The organism is Salmonella enterica subsp. enterica serovar Typhimurium str. LT2 (assembly GCF_000006945.2).
In the GTDB taxonomy this organism is placed as follows: domain Bacteria; phylum Pseudomonadota; class Gammaproteobacteria; order Enterobacterales; family Enterobacteriaceae; genus Salmonella; species Salmonella enterica.
Genome location: NC_003197.2, coordinates 526,161 through 550,352 on the forward strand (window position 1 = coordinate 526,161; position 24,192 = coordinate 550,352).

The 24,192-nt window shown below is 52.8% G+C and carries 23 protein-coding genes and 16 other annotated features; of the genes, 13 read left to right on the forward strand and 10 right to left on the reverse strand.

Annotation, left to right across the window (positions count from 1 at the left end):
* Positions 1-185: 185 nt before the first annotated feature.
* Positions 186-191 (forward strand) — a ribosome-binding site (putative RBS for rpmE2; RegulonDB:STMS1H000813).
* Positions 186-455 (forward strand): putative 50S ribosomal protein L31 (second copy) gene (gene rpmE2 / locus STM0469; protein NP_459464.1). Within the gene, positions 195-455 belong to an annotated coding region; the region does not span the whole gene. It overlaps the preceding feature by 6 nt.
* Positions 456-461: a ribosome-binding site (putative RBS for rpmJ2; RegulonDB:STMS1H000814), on the forward strand.
* Positions 456-601, forward strand: a protein-coding gene (gene rpmJ2 / locus STM0470; protein ID NP_459465.1) for a putative 50S ribosomal protein L36 (second copy). Within the gene, positions 461-601 belong to an annotated coding region; the region does not span the whole gene. (Overlaps the previous feature by 6 nt.)
* 55 nt (positions 602-656) lie before the next feature.
* Here the strand turns inward: rpmJ2 and ylaC are convergent.
* The 6 genes from ylaC to acrA form a co-directional block, all read right to left on the reverse strand.
* The gene (ylaC, locus tag STM0471) for a putative inner membrane protein (RefSeq protein ID NP_459466.1) occupies positions 657-1,137 on the reverse strand. Within the gene, positions 657-1,127 belong to an annotated coding region; the region does not span the whole gene.
* Positions 1,132-1,137: a ribosome-binding site (putative RBS for ylaC; RegulonDB:STMS1H000815), on the reverse strand. (Overlaps the previous gene by 6 nt.)
* Before the next feature lie 106 nt (positions 1,138-1,243).
* Positions 1,244-1,809 (reverse strand): maltose o-acetyltransferase gene (gene maa, locus STM0472; RefSeq protein ID NP_459467.1). Within the gene, positions 1,244-1,795 belong to an annotated coding region; the region does not span the whole gene.
* Positions 1,804-1,809, reverse strand: a ribosome-binding site (putative RBS for maa; RegulonDB:STMS1H000816). It overlaps the preceding gene by 6 nt.
* Before the next feature lie 164 nt (positions 1,810-1,973).
* Positions 1,974-2,204, reverse strand: a protein-coding gene (hha, locus tag STM0473) for a hemolysin expression modulating protein (involved in environmental regulation of virulence factors) (RefSeq protein ID NP_459468.1). Within the gene, positions 1,974-2,192 belong to an annotated coding region; the region does not span the whole gene.
* Positions 2,199-2,204 (reverse strand) — a ribosome-binding site (putative RBS for hha; RegulonDB:STMS1H000817). It overlaps the preceding gene by 6 nt.
* Positions 2,205-2,219: 15 nt before the next feature.
* The gene (gene ybaJ / locus STM0474) for a putative cytoplasmic protein (RefSeq protein NP_459469.1) occupies positions 2,220-2,607 on the reverse strand. Within the gene, positions 2,220-2,594 belong to an annotated coding region; the region does not span the whole gene.
* Positions 2,602-2,607 (reverse strand) — a ribosome-binding site (putative RBS for ybaJ; RegulonDB:STMS1H000818). (Overlaps the previous gene by 6 nt.)
* 482 nt (positions 2,608-3,089) lie before the next feature.
* The gene (gene acrB, locus STM0475) for an RND family, acridine efflux pump (protein NP_459470.1) occupies positions 3,090-6,255 on the reverse strand. Within the gene, positions 3,090-6,239 belong to an annotated coding region; the region does not span the whole gene.
* Positions 6,250-6,255, reverse strand: a ribosome-binding site (putative RBS for acrB; RegulonDB:STMS1H000819). It overlaps the preceding gene by 6 nt.
* Before the next feature lie 6 nt (positions 6,256-6,261).
* Positions 6,262-7,466, reverse strand: a protein-coding gene (gene acrA, locus STM0476) for an acridine efflux pump (protein NP_459471.1). Within the gene, positions 6,262-7,455 belong to an annotated coding region; the region does not span the whole gene.
* Positions 7,461-7,466, reverse strand: a ribosome-binding site (putative RBS for acrA; RegulonDB:STMS1H000820). Its footprint overlaps the gene before it by 6 nt.
* Before the next feature lie 130 nt (positions 7,467-7,596).
* Here acrA and acrR point away from each other — a divergent pair.
* Both acrR and aefA read left to right on the forward strand, forming a co-directional pair.
* The gene (gene acrR / locus STM0477) at positions 7,597-8,250 is read left to right on the forward strand and encodes an acrAB operon repressor (TetR/AcrR family) (protein NP_459472.1); all 654 of its coding nucleotides are present in this window, start codon (positions 7,597-7,599) and stop codon (positions 8,248-8,250) included.
* Positions 8,251-8,368: 118 nt separating this feature from the next.
* Positions 8,369-11,731, forward strand: coding sequence for a putative small-conductance mechanosensitive channel (aefA, locus tag STM0478; RefSeq protein ID NP_459473.1), 3,363 nt, complete (start codon positions 8,369-8,371; stop codon positions 11,729-11,731).
* A 41-nt stretch (positions 11,732-11,772) separates the two neighbouring features.
* Here the strand turns inward: aefA and STM0479 are convergent.
* From STM0479 to priC, 3 genes are all read right to left on the reverse strand, one after another.
* Positions 11,773-12,714, reverse strand: a protein-coding gene (locus STM0479) for a putative transposase (RefSeq protein ID NP_459474.1). Within the gene, positions 11,773-12,708 belong to an annotated coding region; the region does not span the whole gene.
* Positions 12,709-12,714, reverse strand: a ribosome-binding site (putative RBS for STM0479; RegulonDB:STMS1H000821). Its footprint overlaps the gene before it by 6 nt.
* A 63-nt stretch (positions 12,715-12,777) precedes the next feature.
* The gene (gene ybaM, locus STM0480; RefSeq protein ID NP_459475.1) for a putative inner membrane protein occupies positions 12,778-12,956 on the reverse strand. Within the gene, positions 12,778-12,945 belong to an annotated coding region; the region does not span the whole gene.
* Positions 12,951-12,956, reverse strand: a ribosome-binding site (putative RBS for ybaM; RegulonDB:STMS1H000822). (Overlaps the previous gene by 6 nt.)
* A gap of 2 nt (positions 12,957-12,958) precedes the next feature.
* Positions 12,959-13,474 carry a primosomal replication protein N gene (gene priC / locus STM0481; protein ID NP_459476.1) on the reverse strand — a complete coding sequence of 172 codons (516 nt, stop codon included), beginning with the start codon at positions 13,472-13,474 and terminating at the stop codon, positions 12,959-12,961.
* Between the two features lie 80 nt (positions 13,475-13,554).
* Here priC and ybaN point away from each other — a divergent pair, with 80 nt between their 5' ends.
* The 8 genes from ybaN (at position 13,555) to hemH (ending at position 21,719) form a co-directional block, all read left to right on the forward strand.
* Positions 13,555-13,932, forward strand: coding sequence for a putative phage gene 58 (gene ybaN / locus STM0482; RefSeq protein NP_459477.1), 378 nt, complete (start codon positions 13,555-13,557; stop codon positions 13,930-13,932).
* Positions 13,933-14,071: 139 nt separating this feature from the next.
* Positions 14,072-14,077 (forward strand) — a ribosome-binding site (putative RBS for apt; RegulonDB:STMS1H000823).
* Positions 14,072-14,636 (forward strand): adenine phosphoribosyltransferase gene (gene apt / locus STM0483; RefSeq protein ID NP_459478.1). Within the gene, positions 14,085-14,636 belong to an annotated coding region; the region does not span the whole gene. (Overlaps the previous feature by 6 nt.)
* Before the next feature lie 113 nt (positions 14,637-14,749).
* Positions 14,750-16,678, forward strand: a complete 1,929-nt coding sequence (gene dnaX, locus STM0484; protein NP_459479.1) for a DNA polymerase III, tau and gamma subunits — start codon at positions 14,750-14,752, stop codon at positions 16,676-16,678.
* 35 nt (positions 16,679-16,713) lie between these two features.
* Positions 16,714-16,719 (forward strand) — a ribosome-binding site (putative RBS for ybaB; RegulonDB:STMS1H000825).
* The gene (gene ybaB, locus STM0485) for a putative cytoplasmic protein (protein ID NP_459480.1) occupies positions 16,714-17,053 on the forward strand. Within the gene, positions 16,724-17,053 belong to an annotated coding region; the region does not span the whole gene. Its footprint overlaps the feature before it by 6 nt.
* Positions 17,039-17,044: a ribosome-binding site (putative RBS for recR; RegulonDB:STMS1H000826), on the forward strand. (Overlaps the previous gene by 6 nt.)
* Positions 17,039-17,658 (forward strand): putative recombination protein, gap repair gene (gene recR / locus STM0486; RefSeq protein ID NP_459481.1). Within the gene, positions 17,053-17,658 belong to an annotated coding region; the region does not span the whole gene. Before ybaB ends, recR begins: the two co-directional genes overlap by 15 nt.
* Before the next feature lie 86 nt (positions 17,659-17,744).
* A complete protein-coding gene (htpG, locus tag STM0487; RefSeq protein NP_459482.3) occupies positions 17,745-19,643 on the forward strand; it encodes a chaperone Hsp90, heat shock protein C 62.5 in 1,899 nt (632 codons plus the stop codon).
* 225 nt (positions 19,644-19,868) lie between these two features.
* Positions 19,869-19,874 (forward strand) — a ribosome-binding site (putative RBS for adk; RegulonDB:STMS1H000827).
* Positions 19,869-20,528 (forward strand): adenylate kinase gene (gene adk / locus STM0488; RefSeq protein ID NP_459483.1). Within the gene, positions 19,884-20,528 belong to an annotated coding region; the region does not span the whole gene. Its footprint overlaps the feature before it by 6 nt.
* Positions 20,529-20,747: 219 nt before the next feature.
* Positions 20,748-20,753 (forward strand) — a ribosome-binding site (putative RBS for hemH; RegulonDB:STMS1H000828).
* The gene (gene hemH, locus STM0489; RefSeq protein ID NP_459484.1) for a ferrochelatase occupies positions 20,748-21,719 on the forward strand. Within the gene, positions 20,757-21,719 belong to an annotated coding region; the region does not span the whole gene. It overlaps the preceding feature by 6 nt.
* On the opposite strand, the gene aes is transcribed toward hemH, so the two are convergent.
* The gene (gene aes / locus STM0490) for an acetyl esterase (protein ID NP_459485.1) occupies positions 21,716-22,699 on the reverse strand. Within the gene, positions 21,716-22,687 belong to an annotated coding region; the region does not span the whole gene. The genes hemH and aes overlap by 4 nt on opposite strands.
* Positions 22,694-22,699: a ribosome-binding site (putative RBS for aes; RegulonDB:STMS1H000829), on the reverse strand. (Overlaps the previous gene by 6 nt.)
* 140 nt (positions 22,700-22,839) lie before the next feature.
* On the opposite strand from aes, the gene gsk reads away from it, so the two are divergent.
* The gene (gene gsk, locus STM0491) at positions 22,840-24,144 is read left to right on the forward strand and encodes an inosine-guanosine kinase (RefSeq protein NP_459486.1); all 1,305 of its coding nucleotides are present in this window, start codon (positions 22,840-22,842) and stop codon (positions 24,142-24,144) included.
* Positions 24,145-24,192 lie beyond the last annotated feature (48 nt).

The window sequence follows — 24,192 nt, forward strand, 5'->3', positions numbered from 1 at the left end:
AAGTATATCCGATCGTAAATCGCGCCCTCGAATGATAAAGCTATTTTATCGATTTTACAGATTCAGGCGCCAGGCTAACGCGTTACGCCACGTTGCTTTTGCCGCCAGGAAGAGATCGTGAATGTTTACCGGTTGAAAAAGGAGCGTTGATAGCGTATTTTATTGTTATGTTATAACATAATTGAGAGGGCGCAATGAAACCTGATATTCATCCTGTATACCGCACCGTCGTATTTCACGACACCAGCGCAAATGAATATGTGAAAGTGGGATCAACTATCAAAACTGAACGTGAAATCGAACTGGACGGCGTGACATATCCGTATGTCACTATTGATGTGTCATCAAAATCGCATCCTTTTTATACCGGTAGACAGAAAACGTTTGATAGCGAAAGTAGCGCCGCACGCTTCCAGAAACGTTTCGGTCATTTTATCGGCGCTAAACGGGGGTAAATGAAATGCAGGTGTTAAACTCACTTCGCAATGCAAAACAACGGCATCCGGATTGCCAGATAGTCAAACGCAAAGGACGCTTATACGTGATTTGTAAAACAAATCCGCGTTTTAAGGCGGTTCAGGGGCGTAAAAAAAGACGTTAAAAAACCAACAGTTCAGGGAAAGCAGTGCGTACCAGGGAGGGTGCGCACTTTTTTATTACCGGCTGGCTTCTGCGCGGGCCAGCGTAAAAATATCGTAGAAGGAAAGTTCGCCCTTACGGGCAACCATTTTTTGCAGCTGGACTTTATGTTCATTATCCACCTGTGGAGACTGAAGAATCGTCTCAATGAGCGTGGGGGGAACAAAGCGGGTGTTGTACCATTCGCCGTTGTAACAGACCCGGAGGTCCAGCACATCGATGTCGTTATAGTGATAACGCGGGGCGATGTCGAAAAAGAAGAAGCCATTAAATGCGATAAATAACACCACTAACAGCCACACTGACCCCACCAGCGTTTCTGATTGCAGCATGACCGCCAGCGTCGCAAACCAGGCTGCATACATCGCGATAAATAACCCAGGATGCTTGCGGATAAAACTGATACTAAAACGCGGCCTGTTATCGCGTTTTTCACGGATGTTTAAGTCATCAATAGTTTCGCTAAGCAGGCGCTGTATCTCTGTCATCTTTTGCCTTCATGATTTCTGCGACATAGGGGTAGTAACAGCCCATTTTAAAGGGAGGTGTAACGTGAAAAAAGTAACAGATTAACCACGAATTAGCATAACAGTTATCATTTTGACTACAATTTTTTAATGATTCGCGCCGGATTTCCGCCTACCACAACGTCTGGCGGTACGTTTTTTATCACCACAGCGCCTGAAGCGACGACGACGTTATCGCCGATGGTTACGCCCGGATTAACGACGGCTCGTCCGCCTATCCAGACATTATTTCCGATAGTGACGGGTTTACCTAATTCTCTGCCGCTGTTGCGTTCGACGGCGTCCAGCGGATGCGTGGCGGTATAGATATGTACCCCTGGCGCGAGCATACAATTATCGCCAATATGAATTGGGCAAACATCAAGCATGACGCAGTCGAAGTTAGCGTAAAAGGAGTGACCAAGAAAAATATTATAGCCGTAGTCGCAACGGAAGGAAGGTTCAATATAGGCGTCTTCGCATCGACCCAACAGGTCGCGTAAAATCGCCTGACGCTTATTTATTTCATCAGGCGTAGTATAATTGTATTGATGGATGAGTTGACGCGCCCGCAGTCGATCCTGGCATAAAGTTTCATCGGTCGGGCAATACAGTGCCCCAGCGATCATTTTTTGTTTTTCGTCACTCATCGCGCGCTCCCCTTGGTGGATATTATCGCAATAGAAGCAATAATAAAGTATTAGAGGGAACGTTCCCTGCTATTGCTATGTGATCTATATCACTGTTCTATAATAGCCCGTTGTGTTATTAGCCAGAACGAGGAGGCAGATAACACCTGCGTGTTCTCTAAAAAGTAATGTAGCGTGATTAACGAATGAATTTCCATACTGAAGAGGGGATCTTGTCGTAGAGTTTGTTCATCGTCAATTCTGCAAGACGGTGATCCGCAGCTGAGTAAAATACAGCCAGCTCATTGTCGGACAATTCATATTTATTTTTCTCAATGACGCGCTCCAGAGTGTCAATTGTCTGACAGCGCCGTAAACGCATCAAATAATCAGTTTTAGTTAATGGTTTATCAGACATAAATTCTACCTATGATTGTAATAATTTTTAACAAGACAAACTAACAGGATTGGCCCTGGTGGCGTTGACGAAACAACGGAACAGGCGGTTGCCCGATTTACGCCATTTTTGCAAATCCTGCGTATTAATACCATAGCTGCTGAACAACATAAAGGTGTCGTCCAGGTATTCATCTATCTGCGCAATCAATTTATTGTCTTCATTGTACTTAATTTTATAATTAAGCGCGAAAGTTGCAATATGCTCTATCAGCTCATTGAGCTGCAGGTTGACTGCTGAGGTCGGGTCATTAACCCAGCCATGGTTGCTTTCTTCAAGGTTTGCAAGACAGTCATGATACAGGGTTTCGCAAAGAAATTTAAGCTGTGCTATATCATGTCTTTTGGGTGAGTATTCGTCCATAATGCATCCCCTTTTTAGTGGCTTAAACTAACCGAACACCTTCGGGATGGATACAACTAACTAACCTGGTACTTCCCACGTCACCTTATGATTTAACTATAATCTACTCTAAAAAACTTTTCATCGTCATATTACTAAAAATTACAATTGCGTGAAAGCCGCGTGTTGCCATACTTTTTCGAATTTTAACAGTGATCGTCGGTCGCCTAAAAAGGAACCAGTTTTATTGTTTGTGTAATCATTGGGTTAACGTTTTTTAGCTTTTCAGGCTAAAACAATAGACTCTGACAGGAGAAAATAGCCAGGAATATTCTTAATATTTCTTAATTAATGGCTGAATTAAGAAATGGCCAACTTTCCTAAGAAAAGCCTTTAACGCAGTAAGGATTATACCTTTTATTAATATGGCAAAAAATAATCAATCTAACAATAAGCGTATTTTATGATTTTTGCGTAAAAAAGGCCGCTTGCGCGGCCTTATCAACAGTGAGCAAATCAGCGATGTTCTGTCGAATGACTATGCTCAATATCTTCGCTTTTACGGCTAAAGCGGCGGCGTACCACCACGAAGAAGACCGGTACGAAGAAAATAGCCAGTACGGTTGCCGTTACCATCCCGCCCAGTACGCCAGTACCTACCGCATTCTGCGCGCCGGAACCCGCGCCGGAACTGATAACCAGCGGCATAACCCCCAGCATGAACGCTAACGAGGTCATCAGAATCGGGCGCAAACGCATCCGGACGGCCTCCAGCGTCGCTTCTACCAGACCTTTCCCTTCTTTATCCATTAAGTCTTTGGCGAATTCGACGATAAGTATCGCGTTCTTCGCCGACAACCCAATGGTTGTGAGCAGGCCCACCTGGAAGTAAACGTCGTTAGTCAGTCCGCGGAAGGTCGCAGCCAGCAGCGCGCCGATAACCCCAAGCGGAACAACCAGCATTACGGAGAACGGGATAGACCAGCTCTCATACAATGCCGCCAGACACAGGAAGACGACGATCAGCGATATAGCATACAGGGCAGGGGCCTGGTTGCCGGACAACCGCTCCTGGTAGGACATCCCGGTCCAGTCATACCCAATGCCTGACGGCAGCTTGCTGGCCAGTTCTTCCATCATCGCCATCGCTTCACCGGTACTCTTGCCTGGCGCCGCCTGCCCCAGAATTTCCATCGAAGGCAGACCGTTATAGCGTTCCAGACGCGGCGAACCATATTCCCAGCGGGAAGAGGAGAATGCGGAGAATGGCACCATCTGACCATCGCTACCACGAACGTACCAGTCGTTAATATCATCCGGCAACATGCGGTATTTCGCTTCGGACATCACGTAAACTTTCTTCACACGACCGCGATCGATAAAGTCGTTTACATAGCTGCCGCCCCATGCTGCGCCCAGCGTGGTATTAATGTCGCTAATAGATACGCCCAGCGCCTGAGCTTTTTCCTGGTCGATATCGATTTTAAACTGCGGCGTATCTTCCAGACCGTTAGGTCGAACGCCGACCAGCAGATCAGGATATTTCGCCACCTCGCCGAACAACTGATTACGTGCCTGGGTGAGTTTTTCATGACCAAGTCCCGCCTGGTCAATCAACTCGAAGTCAAAGCCGGTTGCGGTGCCCAGCTCAACGATCGCCGGCAGGTTAAAGGCGAAGACCATCGCATCTTTAATTTGTGAAAACGCTGCGGTTGCCCGCTGGGTAATCGCTTCAACCTTGTTTTTTTCGCCTGGACGATCGGCCCAGTCTTTCAACGACACGAATGCAATACCGGTATTCTGACCGCGCCCTGCAAAACCGAAGCCGTTGACGGCGAATACCGATTCAACGTTGGCTTTCTCTTTGTTCAGATAGTAATCCGTGACCTCATCCAGCACTTTTTGCGTGCGCTCTTGCGTTGCGCCCGCGGGGAGCTGGACCATTGTCAGGAATACGCCCTGGTCTTCATCCGGCAAGAAAGAGCTTGGCAGACGAACGAACAGATAAGCCATACCGACGACGATAATGAGATAGAGCAGCAGATAACGCCCGGTGCTGCGCAGAATATTGCCTACGCTATCGGTGTAGTGATGCGTGCTCTTATCAAACAGGCGGTTAAACCAGCCGAAAAAGCCTTTTTTCCCTTCGCCATGATCGCCTTTGGCGACGGGTTTGAGCATCGTCGCGCACAGCGCAGGCGTCAGGATCAGCGCGACCAGCACCGACAGCGCCATCGCCGATACGATGGTGATAGAGAACTGACGATAAATTGCCCCGGTTGAGCCGCCAAAGAAGGCCATCGGAATAAATACCGCCGACAGTACCATCGCGATACCCACCAATGCGCCCTGAATCTGGCCCATGGATTTGCGCGTCGCTTCCTTCGGCGGAAGGCCTTCTTCCGTCATAACACGTTCGACGTTCTCGACCACCACGATGGCGTCATCCACCAGCAAGCCGATGGCGAGCACCATCCCGAACATCGTCAGCGTGTTTATCGAGAAACCGAATGCCGCAAGCACGGCAAAGGTTCCCAACAACACCACCGGAACCGCAATAGTCGGAATCAACGTCGCGCGGAAGTTCTGCAGGAACAGGTACATCACCAGGAACACGAGGATAATCGCTTCGACCAGCGTTTTTACCACTTCATGAATAGAGATCTTCACGAACGGCGTGGTGTCATACGGGTAGACGATTTTCATCCCTGGCGGGAAGAACGGTTCCATTTTTTTCAGTTCGGCACGAATAGCGGTAGCGGTATCCAGCGCGTTGGCGCCGGTAGCCAGTTTGATGCCAAGACCTGACGCTGGCTGACCGTTAAATTTCGCAATGACGTCGTAGTTCTCGCCGCCAAGCTCAATTTTCGCTACATCCCGCAGACGAACCTGGGAGCCATCCTGATTCACTTTCAGCAGGATTTTGCCAAACTCATCCGTTGAGGTCAGACGCGTTTGGGCAATAATCGATGCGTTAAGCTGCTGGCCTTTAACCGGCGGCGTACCACCGAGCTGACCTGCCGCGACCTGGGCGTTCTGCGCTTTGATCGCGTTAATCACGTCGACCGGCGTCAGTTGGTATTTGGTCAGCTCTGTCGGATTCATCCAGATACGCATCGCATATTGCGAACCAAACAGCTGGACGTCGCCCACCCCAGAGGTACGGCTGATCGGATCTTTCATATTGGCGGCAACGTAATCCGAAATATCCTCCTGGGTCATGGTGCCGTCGGTGTTAATGACGCCCACTACCATCAGGAAGCTACTTGAGGACTTCTCAACGCTCACGCCCTGTTGCTGTACTTCCTGGGGAAGTAACGGCATTGCCAGTTGCAACTTGTTCTGAACCTGAACCTGCGCGATATCCGCATCGGTGCCGGATTCAAAGGTCAGCGTGATCTGCACGGTCCCCGTGGAGTCACTGTTGGAGGACATATACATCAGGTTATCGATACCGTTCATATTCTGTTCGATAACCTGCGTGACGGTATCCTGTACCGTTTTCGCATCAGCGCCAGGGTAGGTTGCGGAGATCGTCACTGCTGGTGGCGCAATCGTCGGATATTGCGCTACCGGCAATTTGAGGATCGCGAGCCCCCCTGCCAACATGATGATGATGGCGATCACCCACGCAAATATAGGGCGATCGATAAAGAAATTAGGCATGTCTTAACGGCTCCTGTTTAAGTTAAGACCTGGGCTGAGCAGGTTGATCACCGCTTGCGGCTTGCTGTTTGTTATCCGCGGTAATTTCCTGTACTTTAACCTGTGCGCCAGGACGTACTTTTTGCAGCCCGCTGACGACTACGCGGTCGCCCGCTTTCAATCCGTCAGTCACCAGCCACTTATCGCCGATCGCCTGGCTTGCGACGATTTGGCGGGTTTCCACTTTGTTATCAGCGCCAACCACCAGCACCGTGGCATCGCCGCGTGGAGTACGGGTAACGCCCTGTTGTGGAACCAGTAATGCCGTCGGTTTTGTCCCTTCCTGCAGACGTGCGCGAACGAACATTCCTGGCAATAAGGTGTGATCCGGGTTAGGGAAGATGGCGCGCAAAGTAATAGACCCGGTGGTTTGGTCAACGGTCACGTCGGAGAACTCAAGCGTACCGGACTGCGGGAATTTGATACCGTCGCTGGTCACCAGGTCGACCTTCGCTTTGCCGTTTTCCTGTTTCAGCGAACCATTTGCCAGCTCCTGCTTCAGGCGCAGGAAGTCATTGCTGGACTGGGTCACATCGACATAAATAGGGTCCAGCTGCTGCACTGTCGCCAGCGCCGACGCCTGACCGTTCTGTACCAGTGCGCCTTCCGTTACGGATGACTTACCAATACGACCGCTAATCGGCGAGGTGACTTTGGTATACGCCAGGTTGATACGTGCGGTTTCAACGGCGGCTTTTGCTGCGACAACAGCGGCAGTCGCTTGTTGTGCGTCAGCCAGCGCCTGATCGTATTCCTGCTTACTGATGTACTGCGTACCCAGCAGCTTTTGATAACGCTTCACCGTCAGTTCAGCGATATTCGCGGCGGCCTGCGCTTTTGCCAGATCGCCCTTAGCGCTGTCGTAAGTCGCCTGGTAGGTCGCAGGATCAATCTGATAGAGAGAGACTCCCGCTTCGATATCACTTCCCTCAACGAAATTACGCTTCAGGATAATGCCGCTTACCTGCGGGCGAACTTCGGCGATACGGTAAGCAACGGTACGACCCGGAAGTTCAGTTGTGATTTGCAGTGGTTCCGTTTTTAGTGTGACAACCCCAACTTCTGGCATCTGCTGGCCGCCTTGCTGGTCCTGTTTGTCGTCACATCCTGTTAGCGCTAAGCTGCCTGAGAGCATCAGAACGACCGCCAGAGGCGTTAACCCTCTGTTTTTGTTCATATGTAAACCTCGAGTGTCCGATTTCAAATTGGTCAATGGTCAAAGGTCCTTAAACCCATTGCTGCGTTTATATTATCGTCGTGCTATGGTACATACATCCATAAATGTATGTAAATCTAACGCCTGTAAATTCACCGACATATGGCACGAAAAACCAAACAACAAGCGCTGGAGACACGACAACACATCCTGGATGTGGCCCTGCGTTTGTTCTCGCAGCAAGGCGTATCGGCAACCTCGCTGGCGGAGATTGCGAACGCTGCTGGCGTGACGCGCGGCGCAATCTATTGGCATTTCAAAAATAAGTCGGATTTATTCAGTGAGATCTGGGAGCTATCAGAATCCAATATTGGTGAGCTTGAGATTGAGTATCAGGCAAAATTCCCCGACGATCCACTATCTGTATTAAGAGAAATTTTAGTTCATATTCTTGAAGCTACTGTAACAGAAGAACGACGCCGCTTATTGATGGAGATTATATTCCATAAATGTGAGTTTGTCGGAGAAATGGTTGTGGTTCAACAGGCGCAACGTAGCCTTTGTCTGGAAAGTTACGATCGGATTGAACAAACGTTAAAACATTGTATTAATGCTAAAATGCTGCCTGAAAATCTGCTGACCCGTCGTGCGGCGATACTGATGCGCAGCTTTATTTCAGGGCTCATGGAAAACTGGTTATTTGCTCCGCAATCGTTTGATTTAAAAAAAGAAGCTCGCGCCTACGTCACGATCCTGCTGGAGATGTATCAATTGTGTCCGACGCTGCGCGCGTCGACGGTCAACGGCTCCCCCTGATAATATTCCAGGAAAACTCCTGGACATTTTCTGTGTCGCTATTCTGTTTGTTACAGGCGTGATATTCTTGCGACTCAATTATTTCCGGTCTGCTTGCCGGTTCAGACACTTCATTCTCATGACTATGTTGCAGCTTTATAAACGTTCACAGCATTTTGTTTTTATTACAATTAGCGTCCTTATTATCCTGCTGTCCTGTCAGTCTCTGGCATTTGCCCGGGGGCAAACGAATGGCGACCTGCCGTCAAAAGCGGATGTGCAAAACCAGCTGGATACGCTGAATAAGCAAAAAGATCTCTCCGCCCAGGATAAGCTCGTCCAGCAGGACCTTATTGATACGTTAGCTACGCTGGAGAAAATCGAGCGGGTGAAAGAGGAGACCGTACAGCTACGGCAGAAGGTGGCGCAGGCGCCTGAAAAAATGCGTCAGGCGACGGCTGCGTTGAATGCGCTGAGCGACGTCGATAATGATGATGAAATGCGAAAAACGCTGAGTGCGCTTTCGCTACGTCAGCTTGAGCTGCGCGTGGCGCAGGTACTGGATGATTTGCAAAATTCGCAAAACGATCTTGCCGCTTATAACAGCCAGCTTGTTTCGCTACAGACCCAGCCTGAGCGCGTGCAAAACGCCATGTATACCGCCTCACAGCAAATACAGCAAATCCGTAACCGTCTTGACGGCAATAACGTCGGCGAAGCTGCGCTTCGCCCCAGCCAACAGGTGTTATTACAGGCACAACAGGCGCTGCTTAATGCGCAGATCGACCAGCAACGCAAGAGTCTTGAAGGAAATACCGTTTTGCAGGACACCCTGCAAAAACAGCGGGATTACGTGACGGCCAACAGTAATCGCCTTGAACATCAGCTTCAACTTTTACAGGAGGCGGTCAACAGTAAACGACTTACGCTAACGGAAAAAACGGCCCAGGAGGCCATTTCGCCGGACGAAACGGCGCGTATCCAGGCAAACCCGCTGGTAAAACAGGAACTGGATATTAACCATCAACTCAGCCAGCGTCTGATTGTCGCGACCGAAAACGGCAATATGTTGATGCAGCAAAACATTAAAGTAAAAAACTGGCTCGATCGCGCGCTGCAGTCGGAAAGAAATATCAAAGAACAGATTGCCGTCTTAAAAGGCAGCCTGTTGCTGTCGCGTATTCTTTATCAACAGCAGCAAACTCTGCCCTCCGCCGACGAACTCGAAGATATGACCAACCGCATTGCGGATTTGCGTCTGGAGCAGTTTGAAATCAACCAGCAGCGTGATGCCTTATTCCAAAGCGATGCCTTTGTCGACAAGCTGGAGGAGGGGCATACCAGCGAGGTGAATGATGAAGTTCATGATGCGTTGCTTCAGGTGGTGGAGATGCGCCGTGAGCTATTGGATCAGCTAAATAAACAGTTGGGTAACCAGCTGATGATGGCGATTAACCTGCAAGTTAACCAGCAGCAGTTGATGAGCGTCTCGAAAAATCTGAAAGCCATTTTGACGCAGCAGATTTTTTGGGTGAACAGTAACCGCCCTATGGACTGGGACTGGCTTAAAGCGTTCCCCCAAACGTTAAAAGAGCAATTCAGCGCCATGAAAATCACGGTGAACTGGCAAAAAGCCTGGCCCGCGGTATTTATTGCTTTTTTGGCCGGGTTGCCGCTCTTGCTCATCGCCGGTTTAATCCGCTGGCGTCTGAAATGGTTAAAAGCGTATCAACAGAAGCTGGCCGCCGCCGTGGGATCGCTGCGTAACGATAGTCAGCTCAATACGCCAAAAGCTATTCTGATCGATCTGATCCGCGCGCTGCCGGTGTGCCTGATTATCCTCGCGCTTGGACTGATCCTGCTGACCATGCAGCTAAATATCAGCGATCTGCTCTGGGCCTTTAGTAAAAAGCTCGCGATGTTCTGGCTGGTCTTTGGGCTGTGCTGGAAGGTGCTGGAAAAAGAGGGCGTGGCGATACGCCATTTTGGTATGCCGGCGCAGTTGACCAGCCACTGGCGTCGCCAGATTGTACGCATTAGCCTCGCATTGCTGCCGCTGCACTTTTGGTCTGTGGTGGCGGAGTTGTCGCCGCTGAATCTGATGGATGACGTGCTGGGGCAGGCGGTTATTTTCCTCAATCTGCTGGTCATAACATTGCTGGTGTGGCCACTGTGCCGGGAAAGCTGGCGCGATAAAGAATCTCACGGCATTCGACTGGTGACCGTGACGATTCTTTCCATTATTCCAGTGGCGTTAATGGTATTAACGGCGACCGGCTATTTCTATACCACCCTGCGCCTGGCGGGGCGCTGGATTGAAACCGTCTATCTGGTCATTATCTGGAACCTGCTTTATCAAACGGTGCTGCGCGGGTTAAGTGTAGCGGCGCGCCGGATTGCCTGGCGACGCGCGCTGGCTCGTCGTCAGAACCTGGTAAAAGAGGGTGCGGAAGGCGCGGAGCCACAGGAAGAACCCACCATCGCGCTGGAGCAGATTAACCAGCAAACATTACGTATCACGATGCTGCTAATGCTTGCCCTGTTTGGCGTTATGTTCTGGGCGATTTGGTCCGATTTGATCACCGTATTCAGCTATCTTGATAGCATTACGCTGTGGCACTACAACGGCTCCGAAGCTGGCGCTGCGGTGGTGAAAAGCGTGACGATGGGCAGCTTGCTATTTGCCATTATTGCCGCGATGGTGGCCTGGGCGCTCATCCGCAACTTACCCGGCCTGCTGGAAGTGCTGGTGCTTTCACGCCTGAATATGCGCCAGGGGGCTTCGTATGCGATCACCACGATCCTTAACTACGTCATTATCGCTGTTGGCGCGATGACAGTATTCGGATCGCTCGGCGTCTCGTGGGATAAACTCCAGTGGCTGGCGGCGGCGTTGTCGGTGGGTCTCGGCTTTGGGCTACAGGAGATCTTCGGTAACTTTGTCTCGGGTTTAATCATCCTCTTCGAACGTCCGGTACGCATTGGCGATACGGTAACGATCGGCACCTACTCCGGCACGGTCAGTAAGATTCGTATTCGCGCCACCACTATTACCGATTTTGATCGTAAAGAAGTGATCATTCCGAACAAAGCGTTCGTAACGGAGCGGCTAATTAACTGGTCCCTCTCCGATACCACGACACGTCTGGTGATCCGGCTTGGCGTGGCTTATGGCTCGGATCTGGAGAAAGTGAAAAGAGTCTTGCTACAGGCGGCGATGGAGCATCCGAAGGTGATGCACGATCCGGAACCTGCCGTATTCTTCACCACCTTTGGCGCCAGCACTCTGGATCATGAACTGCGTCTGTACGTGCGTGAATTGCGCGATCGTAGCCATACGGTGGATGAACTGAACCGCGCGATCGATCGACTGTGCCGTGAAAATGATATCAATATCGCCTTTAACCAGCTTGAGGTGCATCTGCATAACGCGAAGGGCGACGAAGTCACTGAAGTGAAGCGCGATCTCAACGGCGGCGATCTGGCACCTACGGCAAGCTAAAAGGCGGTGGGCCGCGCGCTTTATGAGTGCGCGCGGCGCCGCTAATGCGAAAGCGTAGAAAGCTCTTCCGGCGTAATGCCGGTGACGCTGGCGATGAGCCCGGGTTCCAGCCCGTTGGCAAGCATTTTGCGGGCAATAGCGCGCGCTTCGGCCTCACGGCCTTGTGCTAACCCTTGCTCAAGGCCTTTTTGCAGGCCCTTTTGCAACCCTTCCGTTCGGCCTTTTTCTTCCAGCCATTCCGCTATTGTCATCAGTTGTTCCTTATACTGCGGCGCGCCCTGCGCCAGTTGACGAATTAGCGCCCCGGGTTCTGCGGCGTTTCCTGCTTTCAACATATAGTTGATCAGCACACTGAGCTGCGCGTCCGTCAAATGATCCTGCGTTAAAAGCGTGATAAGGGGGTCGAGCAGTTCGCTTAAATCGCGTTGACGAATATGTTTTTGCAGGAGCTCTAACATCGCTATCCGCCGATGCTGCAAAAGCTGATTATCCGGCATTGTCGTCAGGTCGACCAGCGCAAAATCGCGGCTGTATAAGGCCTTCGCCATATCCGGTTTCACAAACATATTATGCCAGTTAAGGCTATAGGGCCACGGGCTTTCCGGACCGTGATAAAAAAGGATTGGTACCACCAGCGGCAAGGTATCATGACCGGCATCCAGATGACGCTGCATGGCGGCAATGGCGTAACGCATCAGGCGAAAAGCCATCAGCCGGTCTGATTTGCTCTGATGTTCAATGAGCGCGTAAACATACCCGGGGCCGTGTTGGGTATGCAGAGAGTAGAGAATATCTGAATAGCGGCTGCGTAAATTGTCTTCAACAAAACTCCCCGACTCCAGCTTCAGTGAATCCAGATCGCAGATTGCAAGAAAGTCTTCTGGCATGTGGATAGCCAGAAAGTCGCGGGCGACCTCTTTTTGCATCAGCATCTGTCGAAATACCGCATCGTGCGGCGTGGTGGGTAGACGTTCCATGCCCCGTCCTTTGTTGCCTGACTGTAGCGACCACTCTGTCAGCGACAACGAGGACAAACCAGCGGGCAATTACTCTGTTTGCGAGTCGTCTTCCGTACTTTTTAACTTGTTTTCATAATCACGCATAACTATTTCCAGCGCGCGTAGCACCGTTCGTGCCGGTAAGCGATTCTCTTCAAGCAGCACAATTAAATCCACGGCCAGTTTGACTTCATCAGGGGCATTTTCAAGCGACATACTTTCTCCAGGGTTAGCGGGTTAAACGCGCCAGTACGTTTTCTATTTTCTCCAGCGCATGTCGGCAACGCGCCAGCCGTCCTTCATAGATCTCGACTTCCTTTTGCAGCGTTTGTTGTTCGACAAGGCCGGTCGCCTGCGCCAGACGAATTTTGCGCTCCTGTGTCATCGCCAGTAGTCGACGTTCAAACTCCTGATGCTGTATTCGTCTGCGCTGCCAACGGCCAAGCCCTGGCGCGGCGGCGTCCCACTGGCGCAGCGACCAGGCGGCGGTTTCACGCGATATCGCCTCCAGTTGCGAAGCCAGATGTTCCGCCAGCCAGGCGACTTGCGGCAGTTGCTCATGTTTTACCGCCTGACGCAACGCGACGAGATTGGCGCCTGCCTCTTCCAGATATCCCTGCAACAGAGTACTGCGGGTACGGAAAAGGTGTCGGTCAAAGCGCGCGCTTAACGTCGCATGTTGCGCCAGCGGCGCGCAGCGTTGGCGTAGCGTCGCCAGCCTCTCTTCCAGCGTCTGTAACAGCATAGCGGTTTTCAATTCAACACCCCGATGAAAATAAGACAGGCTGTGCTACAGTAGCCTTCTGTTTGATAACGATTCGCATTATGCAACGTACTATTTTAATCATCATTGGCTGGCTGGCGGTAGTATTAGGGACATTGGGCGTGGTTTTGCCCCTGTTGCCGACTACGCCGTTCATTTTACTGGCGGCCTGGTGTTTCGCCCGCTCGTCGCCTCGTTTCCATGCCTGGTTGTTATACCGCTCATGGTTTGGCGGTTATCTGCGCCACTGGCAGCGCTATCGGGCCATGCCGCCGGGAGCGAAACCGCGAGCGATCGCGTTGATATTGCTGACCTTTGGTATTTCGCTGTGGCTGGTGAATATGATGTGGGTGCGGGTGCTGCTGTTGGTTATTTTGGCCTGTCTGCTGATTTTTATGTGGCGGATACCGGTGATTGATGAAAAGCAACAAAAGCGCTGAAGCACACGAATCGCTGTTGCAATTGTCGTTCACAGCCAGTAAATTCGACCGTTTTCGAGCACAGGCGCAGGCGGTCAAAGAGTAACCGAGCGTTACCCCTGACCGAAAAGTATTGCGCCGTGAGTAACACCGTACTTAGCAGGCATATATCCATGACCGCGACTGCACAGCAGCTTGAGTTTCTCAAAAACAGCATCAAAAGCATTCAGGATTACCCGAAACCGGGCATTCTTTTCCGTGATGTCACCAGCTTACTGGAAGACCCGAAAGCCTACGCGCTCAGTATTGAATTGTTGGTTGAGCGTTATAAAAATGCGGGTATCACCAAAGTGGTCGGCACCGAAGCGCGTGGCTTCCTGTTTGGCGCGCCGGTTGCGCTTGGGCTGGGCGTTGGTTTTGTTCCGGTACGTAAACCGCGCAAATTACCGCGTGAAACTATTGCCGAGACCTATGAATTAGAGTACGGCACCGATCAGCTGGAAATTCATGTCGACGCGATTAAACCTGGCGACAACGTGCTGGTCGTGGACGATCTGCTGGCGACTGGCGGCACCATTGAGGCGACCGTGAAGCTGATCCGTCGTCTGGGCGGGAAAGTCACCGATGCGGCGTTCATCATCAATTTGTTCGATCTGGGCGGCGAGCAGCGTCTGGAAAAGCAGGGGATTACCTGTTATAGCCTGGTGCCGTTTCCAGGGCATTGATTCAGGCTATTCGCACTGCTATTTTAGCCAGAGAGACAACCTCGCTGTATCGGCGAGGTTGTGTTAGCATTACCCTTCTATGAATCCACCTTCCAGCGTTTCAGAGCCTGCCAATGAGTTATCAGGTCTTAGCCAGAAAATGGCGCCCACAAACCTTTGCTGACGTCGTCGGCCAGGAACATGTGCTGACCGCACTGGCGAACGGCTTGTCGTTAGGGCGCATTCATCACGCATATCTTTTTTCCGGCACGCGCGGCGTCGGTAAAACCTCTATCGCCCGGCTGCTGGCGAAGGGGCTGAACTGCGAAACCGGTATTACCGCGACGCCGTGCGGCGTTTGCGATAACTGTCGGGAAATTGAGCAGGGGCGTTTTGTCGATCTCATTGAGATTGACGCCGCATCGCGTACCAAAGTCGAAGACACCCGCGACCTGCTGGATAACGTCCAGTACGCGCCTGCGCGCGGTCGCTTTAAAGTCTATCTGATCGATGAAGTCCACATGCTGTCGCGCCACAGCTTTAATGCGCTACTTAAAACGCTTGAAGAACCGCCAGCGCATGTGAAATTTTTACTGGCGACCACCGATCCGCAGAAGCTGCCGGTGACCATTTTGTCGCGCTGCCTACAGTTTCATCTCAAAGCGCTGGATGTTGAACAGATTCGCCATCAGCTTGAGCATATTCTCAATGAGGAACATATCGCTCACGAACCCCGCGCGTTGCAGTTGTTATCGCGTGCGGCTGACGGCAGCCTGCGCGATGCATTAAGTCTGACTGACCAGGCGATCGCCAGCGGCGACGGGCAGGTTTCGACGCAGGCGGTAAGCGCCATGCTCGGTACGCTGGACGACGACCAGGCTTTGTCATTAGTTGAGGCGGTGGTTGACGCTAACGGCGAACGCGTCATGTCGCTTATCAACGAGGCGGCGGCGCGCGGTATTGAATGGGAAGCGCTGCTGGTCGAAATGCTTAGCCTGCTGCACCGTATTGCGATGGTGCAACTTTCGCCTGCCGCGTTAGGCAGCGATATGGCGGCTATCGAGCAACGGATGCGCGAACTTGCCCGGACGGTGCCTCCCGGCGATCTTCAGCTCTATTATCAGACGTTGTTGATTGGTCGCAAAGAATTGCCCTGGGCGCCGGACCGGCGGATGGGCGTTGAAATGACGTTACTGCGTGCACTGGCGTTTCACCCGCGTATGCCCTTGCCGGAGCCTGAAACGCCGCGGCAGTCTTTTGCGCCCGTGGCCCCAACGGCGGTAATGACGCCGCCGCAGCTGCAGCAGCCGTCGGCGCCCGCGCCGCAGACATCGCCAGCGCCGCTGCCGGCGTCTACCAGTCAGGTGCTGGCGGCGCGCAATCAGCTACAGCGCGCGCAGGGAGTAACCAAAACAAAAAAGAGTGAACCGGCAGCCGCATCCCGCGCGCGGCCGGTGAATAACTCTGCGCTGGAGCGGCTGGCCTCGGTTTCGGAGCGCGTACAGGCGCGCCCGGCGCCGTCCGCGCTGGAAACGGCGCCAGTAAAGAAAGAGGCTTATCGCTGGAAGGCCACCACGCCGGTAGTACAAACCAAAGAAGTGGTGGCTACGCCAAAAGCGCTTAAGAAAGCTCTGGAGCATGAAAAAACGCCGGAGCTGGCGGCTAAACTGGCGGCGGAAGCGATTGAGCGCGATCCGTGGGCGGCGCAGGTAAGCCAGCTTTCTTTGCCTAAGCTGGTGGAGCAGGTGGCGCTTAATGCCTGGAAGGAGCAGAACGGCAACGCGGTTTGTCTGCATCTGCGTTCGACGCAGCGGCACCTCAATTCCAGCGGCGCGCAGCAAAAGCTGGCGCAAGCGCTCAGCGATCTGACGGGAACGACGGTTGAACTGACCATCGTTGAAGATGATAATCCCGCGGTGCGTACGCCGCTGGAATGGCGTCAGGCCATTTATGAAGAGAAACTCGCGCAAGCGCGTGAGTCAATTATTGCGGATAATAACATTCAGACGCTGCGTCGATTCTTCGACGCCGAGCTGGATGAAGAGAGTATCCGCCCCATTTGATCGTAAGCCCGGCTTGCGATTGTGAACCATCAAGAGAGAGAGCTTATGTTTGGAAAAGGCGGTCTGGGCAATCTGATGAAACAGGCCCAGCAGATGCAGGAAAAAATGCAGAAAATGCAGGAAGAGATTGCGCAGCTGGAAGTGACCGGCGAATCCGGCGCGGGTCTGGTGAAGGTTACCATCAACGGCGCGCATAACTGCCGCCGCGTGGAAATTGACCCAAGCCTGCTGGAAGATGACAAAGAGATGCTGGAAGATCTGGTCGCTGCGGCCTTCAACGATGCGGCGCGCCGCATTGAAGAGACGCAAAAAGAGAAGATGGCTTCCGTCTCTTCCGGTATGCAACTGCCGCCAGGCTTTAAGATGCCATTCTGATGCAAACCAGTCCGCTGTTAACTCAGCTTATGGAAGCGTTGCGCTGCCTTCCGGGCGTTGGCCCTAAGTCGGCGCAGCGGATGGCGTTTACCCTGTTGCAGCGCGATCGCAGCGGCGGAATGCGCCTGGCGCAGGCGCTGACTCGGGCGATGTCGGAAATCGGCCACTGCGCCGACTGCCGCACCTTTACCGAGCAGGATGTTTGTAATATCTGCTCGAACCCGCGGCGTCAGGAAAACGGCCAGATTTGCGTGGTGGAGAGTCCTGCGGATATCTACGCCATTGAGCAGACCGGGCAATTTTCCGGGCGGTATTTCGTGCTGATGGGCCACCTGTCGCCGCTGGACGGCATCGGGCCGGATGATATCGGTCTTGATCGTCTGGAACAGCGGCTGGCGTCAGAAAAAATCAGTGAGCTGATCCTCGCGACCAACCCGACGGTTGAAGGGGAGGCTACCGCGAACTATATTGCCGAGCTGTGCGCGGAGGCCGGCGTCGAAGCCAGTCGTATCGCCCACGGCGTGCCGGTTGGCGGCGAACTGGAGATGGTCGACGGTACGACGCTGTCCCACTCGCTGGCGGGACGCCATAAGATTATTTTCTGAACAAACGGAGGCGGCATTCGCGGCCTCCGCTTGAAATCACACCCGCTTGTCCCCATCTCACCCTCAACGTATTTTTACCATTAAAAATGGCATTGTTGAGGTCTATCCACATGAAAGGACAAGAAACGCGTGGTTTTCAGTCAGAAGTTAAACAGCTTCTGCACCTGATGATCCATTCTCTTTATTCCAATAAAGAAATCTTCCTGCGTGAACTCATCTCTAACGCCTCAGATGCGGCGGACAAGCTGCGTTTCCGCGCTCTGTCAAACCCGGATCTGTATGAAGGAGATGGCGAGCTGCGTGTGCGCGTCTCTTTCGATAAAGATAAGCGTACGTTGACCATTGCCGATAACGGCGTGGGGATGAATCGTGATGAGGTGATTGACCACTTAGGCACCATTGCCAAGTCCGGCACCAAATCTTTCCTCGAATCAATGGGGTCCGATCAGGCGAAAGATAGCCAGCTCATCGGTCAGTTTGGCGTAGGCTTCTACTCCGCGTTTATTGTGGCCGATAAAGTGACCGTACGTACTCGTGCGGCAGGCGACAAGCCGGAAAATGGCGTGTTCTGGGAATCGGCAGGCGAAGGCGAATACACCGTTGCCGATATCACCAAAAATGACCGTGGTACGGAAATCACCTTACACCTGCGTGAAGGCGAAGATGAATTCCTCGATGACTGGCGCGTACGCTCGATTATCAGCAAATATTCCGATCACATCGCATTGCCGGTAGAGATTGAAAAACGGGAAGAAAAAGACGGCGAAACCGTGATTTCCTGGGAGAAAATCAACAAGGCCCAGGCGTTGTGGACCCGTAACAAGTCGGAAATTAAAGACGACGAGTACAACGAGTTTTACAAGCACATCGCGCATGATTTCACCGATCCGCTGACCTGGAGCCACAACCGCGTGGAAGGTAAGCAGGAGTACACCAGCCTGCTGTATATCCCGTCGCAGGCGCCGTGGGATCTGTGGAACCGCGATCACAAACATGGTCTGAAGCTGTACGTACAGCGCGTGTTCATTATGGACGATGCCGAGCAGTTCATGCCGAACTATCTGCGTTTCGTGCGCGGCCTGATTGATTCTAATGACCTGCCGTTGAACGTCTCCCGTGAAATCCTGCAGGACAGCACGGTAACGCGTAATCTGCGTAGCGCTCTGACCAAACGCGTCCTGCAAATGCTGGAAAAACTGGCGAAAGACGACGCGGAAAAATACCAAACCTTCTGGAAACAGTTCGGTCTGGTGCTGAAAGAAGGCCCGGCGGAAGATCACGCCAACCAGGAAGCGATCGCTAAACTGTTGCGCTTTGCCTCCACCCATACCGACTCTTCCGCCCAGACCGTGTCGCTGGAAGATTACGTCTCCCGGATGAAAGAAGGGCAGGAAAAAATCTACTACATCACCGCAGACAGCTATGCGGCGGCGAAAAACAGCCCGCACCTGGAACTGCTGCGTAAGAAAGGCATCGAAGTGCTGCTGCTCTCCGATCGCATCGACGAGTGGATGATGAACTACCTGACCGAGTTTGACGGTAAAGCATTCCAGTCGGTCGCTAAAGCCGATGAATCCATCGAAAAACTGGCGGATGAAGTCGACGAAAACGCGAAAGAAGCGGAAAAGGCGCTTGAGCCGTTTGTGGAGCGTGTCAAAACCCTGCTGGGCGATCGCGTGAAAGACGTGCGTCTGACGCACCGTTTAACCGACACGCCGGCGATTGTCACCACCGATGCGGATGAAATGAGCACCCAGATGGCGAAACTGTTCGCCGCGGCTGGTCAGTCCGTGCCGGAAGTGAAATACATCTTTGAGCTCAACCCGGATCATGTGCTGGTTAAACGCACTGCCGATACCAAGGATGAAGCGCAGTTTAAAGAGTGGGTTGAGCTGCTGCTGGATCAGGCGCTGTTCGCTGAACGCGGTACGCTGGAAGATCCGAACCAGTTTATCCGCCGTATGAACCAGTTGCTGGTGTCCTGATAACGCTCATCTGACTGCCGGATGGCGACGCGAAGCGTCTTATCCGGCCTACGGCGAGTACTGTTTGTAGGCCGGATAAGCGCCAGCGCCATCCGGCATTTTTTATAATACCTTCTCTTTTCTGGATTTCTCTTCGTTAACCGTTTCAGCATCAGGCGGCTTCCTTGAGCGAAATGCGTGATGGTGGTATCGTTTAGCGCTTTTTAAAAAATATCGACAACCTTTGAGGGGATTTTCGTAATGCGTATTATTCTGCTTGGCGCTCCGGGCGCGGGTAAAGGAACTCAGGCTCAGTTCATCATGGAGAAATATGGTATTCCGCAAATCTCCACTGGCGATATGCTGCGCGCCGCAGTGAAATCAGGCTCCGAGTTGGGCAAACAGGCGAAAGATATCATGGACGCCGGTAAACTGGTGACCGATGAACTGGTGATTGCGCTGGTTAAAGAGCGTATCGCCCAGGAAGACTGCCGTAACGGTTTTCTGCTGGACGGTTTCCCGCGCACGATCCCGCAGGCTGACGCGATGAAAGAAGCGGGTATTGTCGTGGATTACGTGCTGGAATTCGACGTACCGGACGAACTGATCGTTGACCGTATTGTGGGTCGTCGCGTACACGCCGCCTCTGGCCGCGTTTACCACGTTAAGTTTAATCCGCCGAAAGTGGAAGGCAAAGATGACGTCACCGGCGAAGATCTGACCACCCGTAAAGACGATCAGGAAGAGACCGTTCGCAAACGTCTGGTGGAATATCATCAGATGACCGCGCCGCTGATTGGCTACTACCAGAAAGAAGCGGAAGCGGGCAACACCAAATACGCTAAAGTTGACGGTACGCAGGCCGTTGCCGACGTGCGCGCAGCGCTGGAAAAAATCCTCGGTTAATTTTTTCGCGTAGTGAAGCACTTATCAGGCCTGCTGTTATCCCGCAAGCCTGATAAGCGTAACGCCATCAGGCAATCGGTGCCGGATGGCGGCCTGAACGCCTTATCCGGCCTACTGGCATCGTTAGCGCCATTCGGCAAATTCTCGTCTTACCTCTCGCAGCAATTAGTTCTTCTTTATCGCTTTTCCGCTACAATTATCAACAATTTGAATAGATAAGAGGCGGCAATGCGTCAGACGAAAACCGGTATCCTGCTGGCTAACCTTGGCACGCCAGATGCCCCAACTCCTGAAGCGGTAAAGCGTTACCTGAAACAATTTTTAAGCGACAGACGCGTGGTGGATACTCCTCGTCTGCTGTGGTGGCCGCTGCTGCGTGGCGTTATTTTACCGCTGCGTTCGCCGCGCGTCGCGAAACTCTATCAATCTATCTGGATGGATGGCGGTTCGCCGCTCATGGTATATAGCCGCGAACAGCAACAGGCGCTGGCCGCGCGGTTGCCAGATACGCCCGTCGCGCTGGGGATGAGCTACGGCTCGCCCTCGCTGGAAAGCGCTGTCGATGAACTGTTAGCAAGCGACGTCGACCATATCGTCGTGCTGCCGTTGTACCCGCAATACTCTTGCTCAACGGTGGGCGCAGTCTGGGACGAACTGGGGCGGATACTGGCGCGTAAACGTCGTATTCCCGGTATCTCATTTATTCGCGATTACGCGGATGACGGCGCTTATATCGATGCGCTGGCGAAAAGCGCGCGTGAGTCGTTCGCCAGGCACGGCGAGCCCGATGTGCTTCTGCTCTCCTATCACGGCATTCCACAACGTTATGCGGATGAAGGCGATGACTATCCGCAGCGCTGCCGCGATACCACGCGCGAACTGGTTTCCGCATTGGGACTGCCGCCGGAAAAGGTAATGATGACGTTCCAGTCGCGCTTTGGCCGTGAACCGTGGCTGACGCCGTACACCGATGAAACGCTAAAAATGTTGGGTGAAAAGGGGACTGGCCATATTCAGGTTATGTGTCCGGGATTTGCCGCGGATTGTCTGGAGACGCTGGAAGAGATAGCGGAACAGAACCGCGAGATTTTCCTTGAAGCGGGCGGTAAAAAATATGCGTACATTCCGGCGCTGAACGCGACGCCGGAACATATTGATATGATGCTGAAACTCACGGCGCCGTACCGTTAACGCGGCGTCTTCATCCTCGCCATAAAGAAGCGTGCGCCGTCCTGCAAGGCATCGTCGGCGATTGTCATCATTCGCGAATAGTGCAGAAAGGCGTGCAGCGTGCCGGGATACATTTTGTATTCGCAGGGCTGCTGGTGCGCCTGTAATGTCTGGTGCAGCAAGCGGCTGTCATCAATGAGCGGATCAAACTCCGCGCTGGCAATAAAGCAGGGCGGCACATCGCGCGTGAGATCGTTATTAAACAGACAATACCAGGGCGATTCCCGATCTTCATCGTTACGCAGATAGGCCTTTTCGTACATGTCCAGATCTTCACGCGTCAGGCCGTCCCACGCGCCGCCGAACAGACGGCGGCTTACCGAATCTTGCAACCCATACAGCCCATACCACAACAGAATCGCGATAACGTTACCGCAGCGAATGTGCTTATCACGTAGCCAGAGCGCGCTGGCAAGCGCCAGCATGGCGCCTGCGGAATCTCCGGCGAAACCGATTTTCTCCACGTTGAGCGAGTATTCATCGGCATGTTGAGAGAAGTAGCTGCATACCGCGACGGTTTCTTCAATGGCCTGTGGATAACGCGCTTGCGGCGACAGCGAATAATCAATGCCGATCACGGTGCAGCCGGTATAACGCGCCAGCAGACGCATTATCCGGTCATGCGTATCCAGGTTACCGAGGATAAATCCGCCGCCGTGCAGATAGTATAAGGTGGCCTGGCTGGTCGGCTGCGGCGAGTAGAGCCGGGTTGTTACATCGCCATAAGGCGTAGGGACGGCGCAGGTGCGGGTGGTCATGGACGGCGCGTCGGCATTCCAGAAACGGCGCTCAAGAAGATAATACTGACGCTGGGTCTCAATATCGCCATCGGCAGGCCAGGGGGGAAGGCCTGGTTGCTGGAAGTTTACGACGGCTGTCATTTCGTCTGACAGTCGGGTGAGTACGGGAATTTTATTTTCCGGCTTCATAAAACGCTCCTTGTGAAAGTGAACCATTGTAAAAAACGCGGCTGGAGAAACTGCGATCTCGTCGTCCGATATTGAAACGCCATCGTCCGTCGCGCGCAGCAGGGGGAATGTGCTACCATGCAGCGCTCCGTTATTCATCCGTAAGCACAATCATGAAATTTCCCGGTAAACGTAAATCCAAACACTATTTTCCCGTCAATGCGCGTGACCCGTTGTTGCAACAAATTCAGCCAGAACAGGAAACCAACGCCTCCTGGGTCGTCGGTATCGACCAGACGTTGGTGGATATTGAGGCGAAAGTGGATGACGATTTTATTACACGCTATGGATTAAGCGCCGGGCATTCTCTGGTGATAGAAGACGAGGTGGCGGAGAAGCTGTATCAGGAACTGACGCGGGAAAATCTGATCACCCATCAGTTTGCTGGCGGCACCATAGGCAATACGATGCACAATTACTCGGTACTGGCGGATGACCGTTCGGTGTTACTGGGCGTGATGTGCAGCAACATTGAGATTGGCAGCTACGCTTATCGCTACCTGTGTAATACTTCCAGCCGTACCGACCTGAATTATCTGCAAGCGGTAGATGGCCCGATTGGCCGCTGTTTCACGCTGATTGGCGAATCCGGCGAGCGTACCTTCGCTATCAGCCCCGGCCATATGAATCAGTTACGGGCGGAAAGTATTCCGGAAGCGGTGATCGCTGGCGCTTCCGCGCTGGTGTTGACCTCATATCTGGTGCGCTGTAAGCCTGGCGAACCGATGCCTGACGCGACGATGAAAGCGATCGAATACGCGAAAAAGCATAACGTGCCGGTTGTCATGACGCTGGGCACCAAATTTGTGATCGCCGATAATCCGCAGTGGTGGCAGGCGTTTCTCAAAGAGAATGTCTCGATTCTGGCAATGAATGAAGAAGAAGCGGAAGCGCTGACCGGCGAAAACGACCCGCTGCTGGCGGCGGATAAGGCGCTGGACTGGGTCGACCTGGTGTTATGCACCGCCGGGCCGATAGGGTTATATATGGCGGGCTTCACCGAAGAGGAAGCAAAACGTAAAACCCAGCATCCGCTGCTACCGGGAGCTATTGCTGAATTTAACCAGTATGAATTTAGCCGGGCAATGCGCCATAAAGATTGTATTAATCCGCTGCGCGTTTATTCGCATATTGCGCCGTATATGGGCGGGCCGGAAAAAATCATGAACACCAACGGCGCGGGCGATGGCGCGCTGGCGGCGCTGCTGCACGATATTACGGCGAACAGTTACCATCGTAGCAACGTACCGAACTCCAGTAAGCACAAATTTACCTGGCTGACCTATTCGTCGCTGGCGCAGGTGTGTAAATATGCTAACCGTGTCAGTTATCAGGTACTGAACCAGCATTCTCCGCGTCTGACACGCGGGCTGCCGGAACGTGAGGACAGCCTGGAAGAGTCGTACTGGGATCGCTAATCTGGCTTGCCCGATGGCGCTGCGCGCATCGGGCCGTCCGGCAAACCC

Coding starts and splice junctions, on each gene's coding strand:
- htpG (NP_459482.3), top strand. CDS start 17,745: ATGGCATTGTTGAGGTCTATCCACATGAAAGGACAAGAAACGCGTGGT.
- ybaN (NP_459477.1), top strand. CDS start 13,555: ATGCAACGTACTATTTTAATCATCATTGGCTGGCTGGCGGTAGTATTA.
- ybaM (NP_459475.1), bottom strand. CDS start 12,945: ATGTCGCTTGAAAATGCCCCTGATGAAGTCAAACTGGCCGTGGATTTA.
- priC (NP_459476.1), bottom strand. CDS start 13,474: ATGCTGTTACAGACGCTGGAAGAGAGGCTGGCGACGCTACGCCAACGC.
- hemH (NP_459484.1), top strand. CDS start 20,757: ATGCGTCAGACGAAAACCGGTATCCTGCTGGCTAACCTTGGCACGCCA.
- acrB (NP_459470.1), bottom strand. CDS start 6,239: ATGCCTAATTTCTTTATCGATCGCCCTATATTTGCGTGGGTGATCGCC.
- ybaB (NP_459480.1), top strand. CDS start 16,724: ATGTTTGGAAAAGGCGGTCTGGGCAATCTGATGAAACAGGCCCAGCAG.
- gsk (NP_459486.1), top strand. CDS start 22,840: ATGAAATTTCCCGGTAAACGTAAATCCAAACACTATTTTCCCGTCAAT.
- acrA (NP_459471.1), bottom strand. CDS start 7,455: ATGAACAAAAACAGAGGGTTAACGCCTCTGGCGGTCGTTCTGATGCTC.
- rpmE2 (NP_459464.1), top strand. CDS start 195: ATGAAACCTGATATTCATCCTGTATACCGCACCGTCGTATTTCACGAC.
- rpmJ2 (NP_459465.1), top strand. CDS start 461: ATGCAGGTGTTAAACTCACTTCGCAATGCAAAACAACGGCATCCGGAT.
- acrR (NP_459472.1), top strand. CDS start 7,597: ATGGCACGAAAAACCAAACAACAAGCGCTGGAGACACGACAACACATC.
- hha (NP_459468.1), bottom strand. CDS start 2,192: ATGTCTGATAAACCATTAACTAAAACTGATTATTTGATGCGTTTACGG.
- dnaX (NP_459479.1), top strand. CDS start 14,750: ATGAGTTATCAGGTCTTAGCCAGAAAATGGCGCCCACAAACCTTTGCT.
- maa (NP_459467.1), bottom strand. CDS start 1,795: ATGAGTGACGAAAAACAAAAAATGATCGCTGGGGCACTGTATTGCCCG.
- ylaC (NP_459466.1), bottom strand. CDS start 1,127: ATGACAGAGATACAGCGCCTGCTTAGCGAAACTATTGATGACTTAAAC.
- adk (NP_459483.1), top strand. CDS start 19,884: ATGCGTATTATTCTGCTTGGCGCTCCGGGCGCGGGTAAAGGAACTCAG.
- ybaJ (NP_459469.1), bottom strand. CDS start 2,594: ATGGACGAATACTCACCCAAAAGACATGATATAGCACAGCTTAAATTT.
- apt (NP_459478.1), top strand. CDS start 14,085: ATGACCGCGACTGCACAGCAGCTTGAGTTTCTCAAAAACAGCATCAAA.
- aes (NP_459485.1), bottom strand. CDS start 22,687: ATGAAGCCGGAAAATAAAATTCCCGTACTCACCCGACTGTCAGACGAA.
- recR (NP_459481.1), top strand. CDS start 17,053: ATGCAAACCAGTCCGCTGTTAACTCAGCTTATGGAAGCGTTGCGCTGC.
- STM0479 (NP_459474.1), bottom strand. CDS start 12,708: ATGGAACGTCTACCCACCACGCCGCACGATGCGGTATTTCGACAGATG.
- aefA (NP_459473.1), top strand. CDS start 8,369: ATGACTATGTTGCAGCTTTATAAACGTTCACAGCATTTTGTTTTTATT.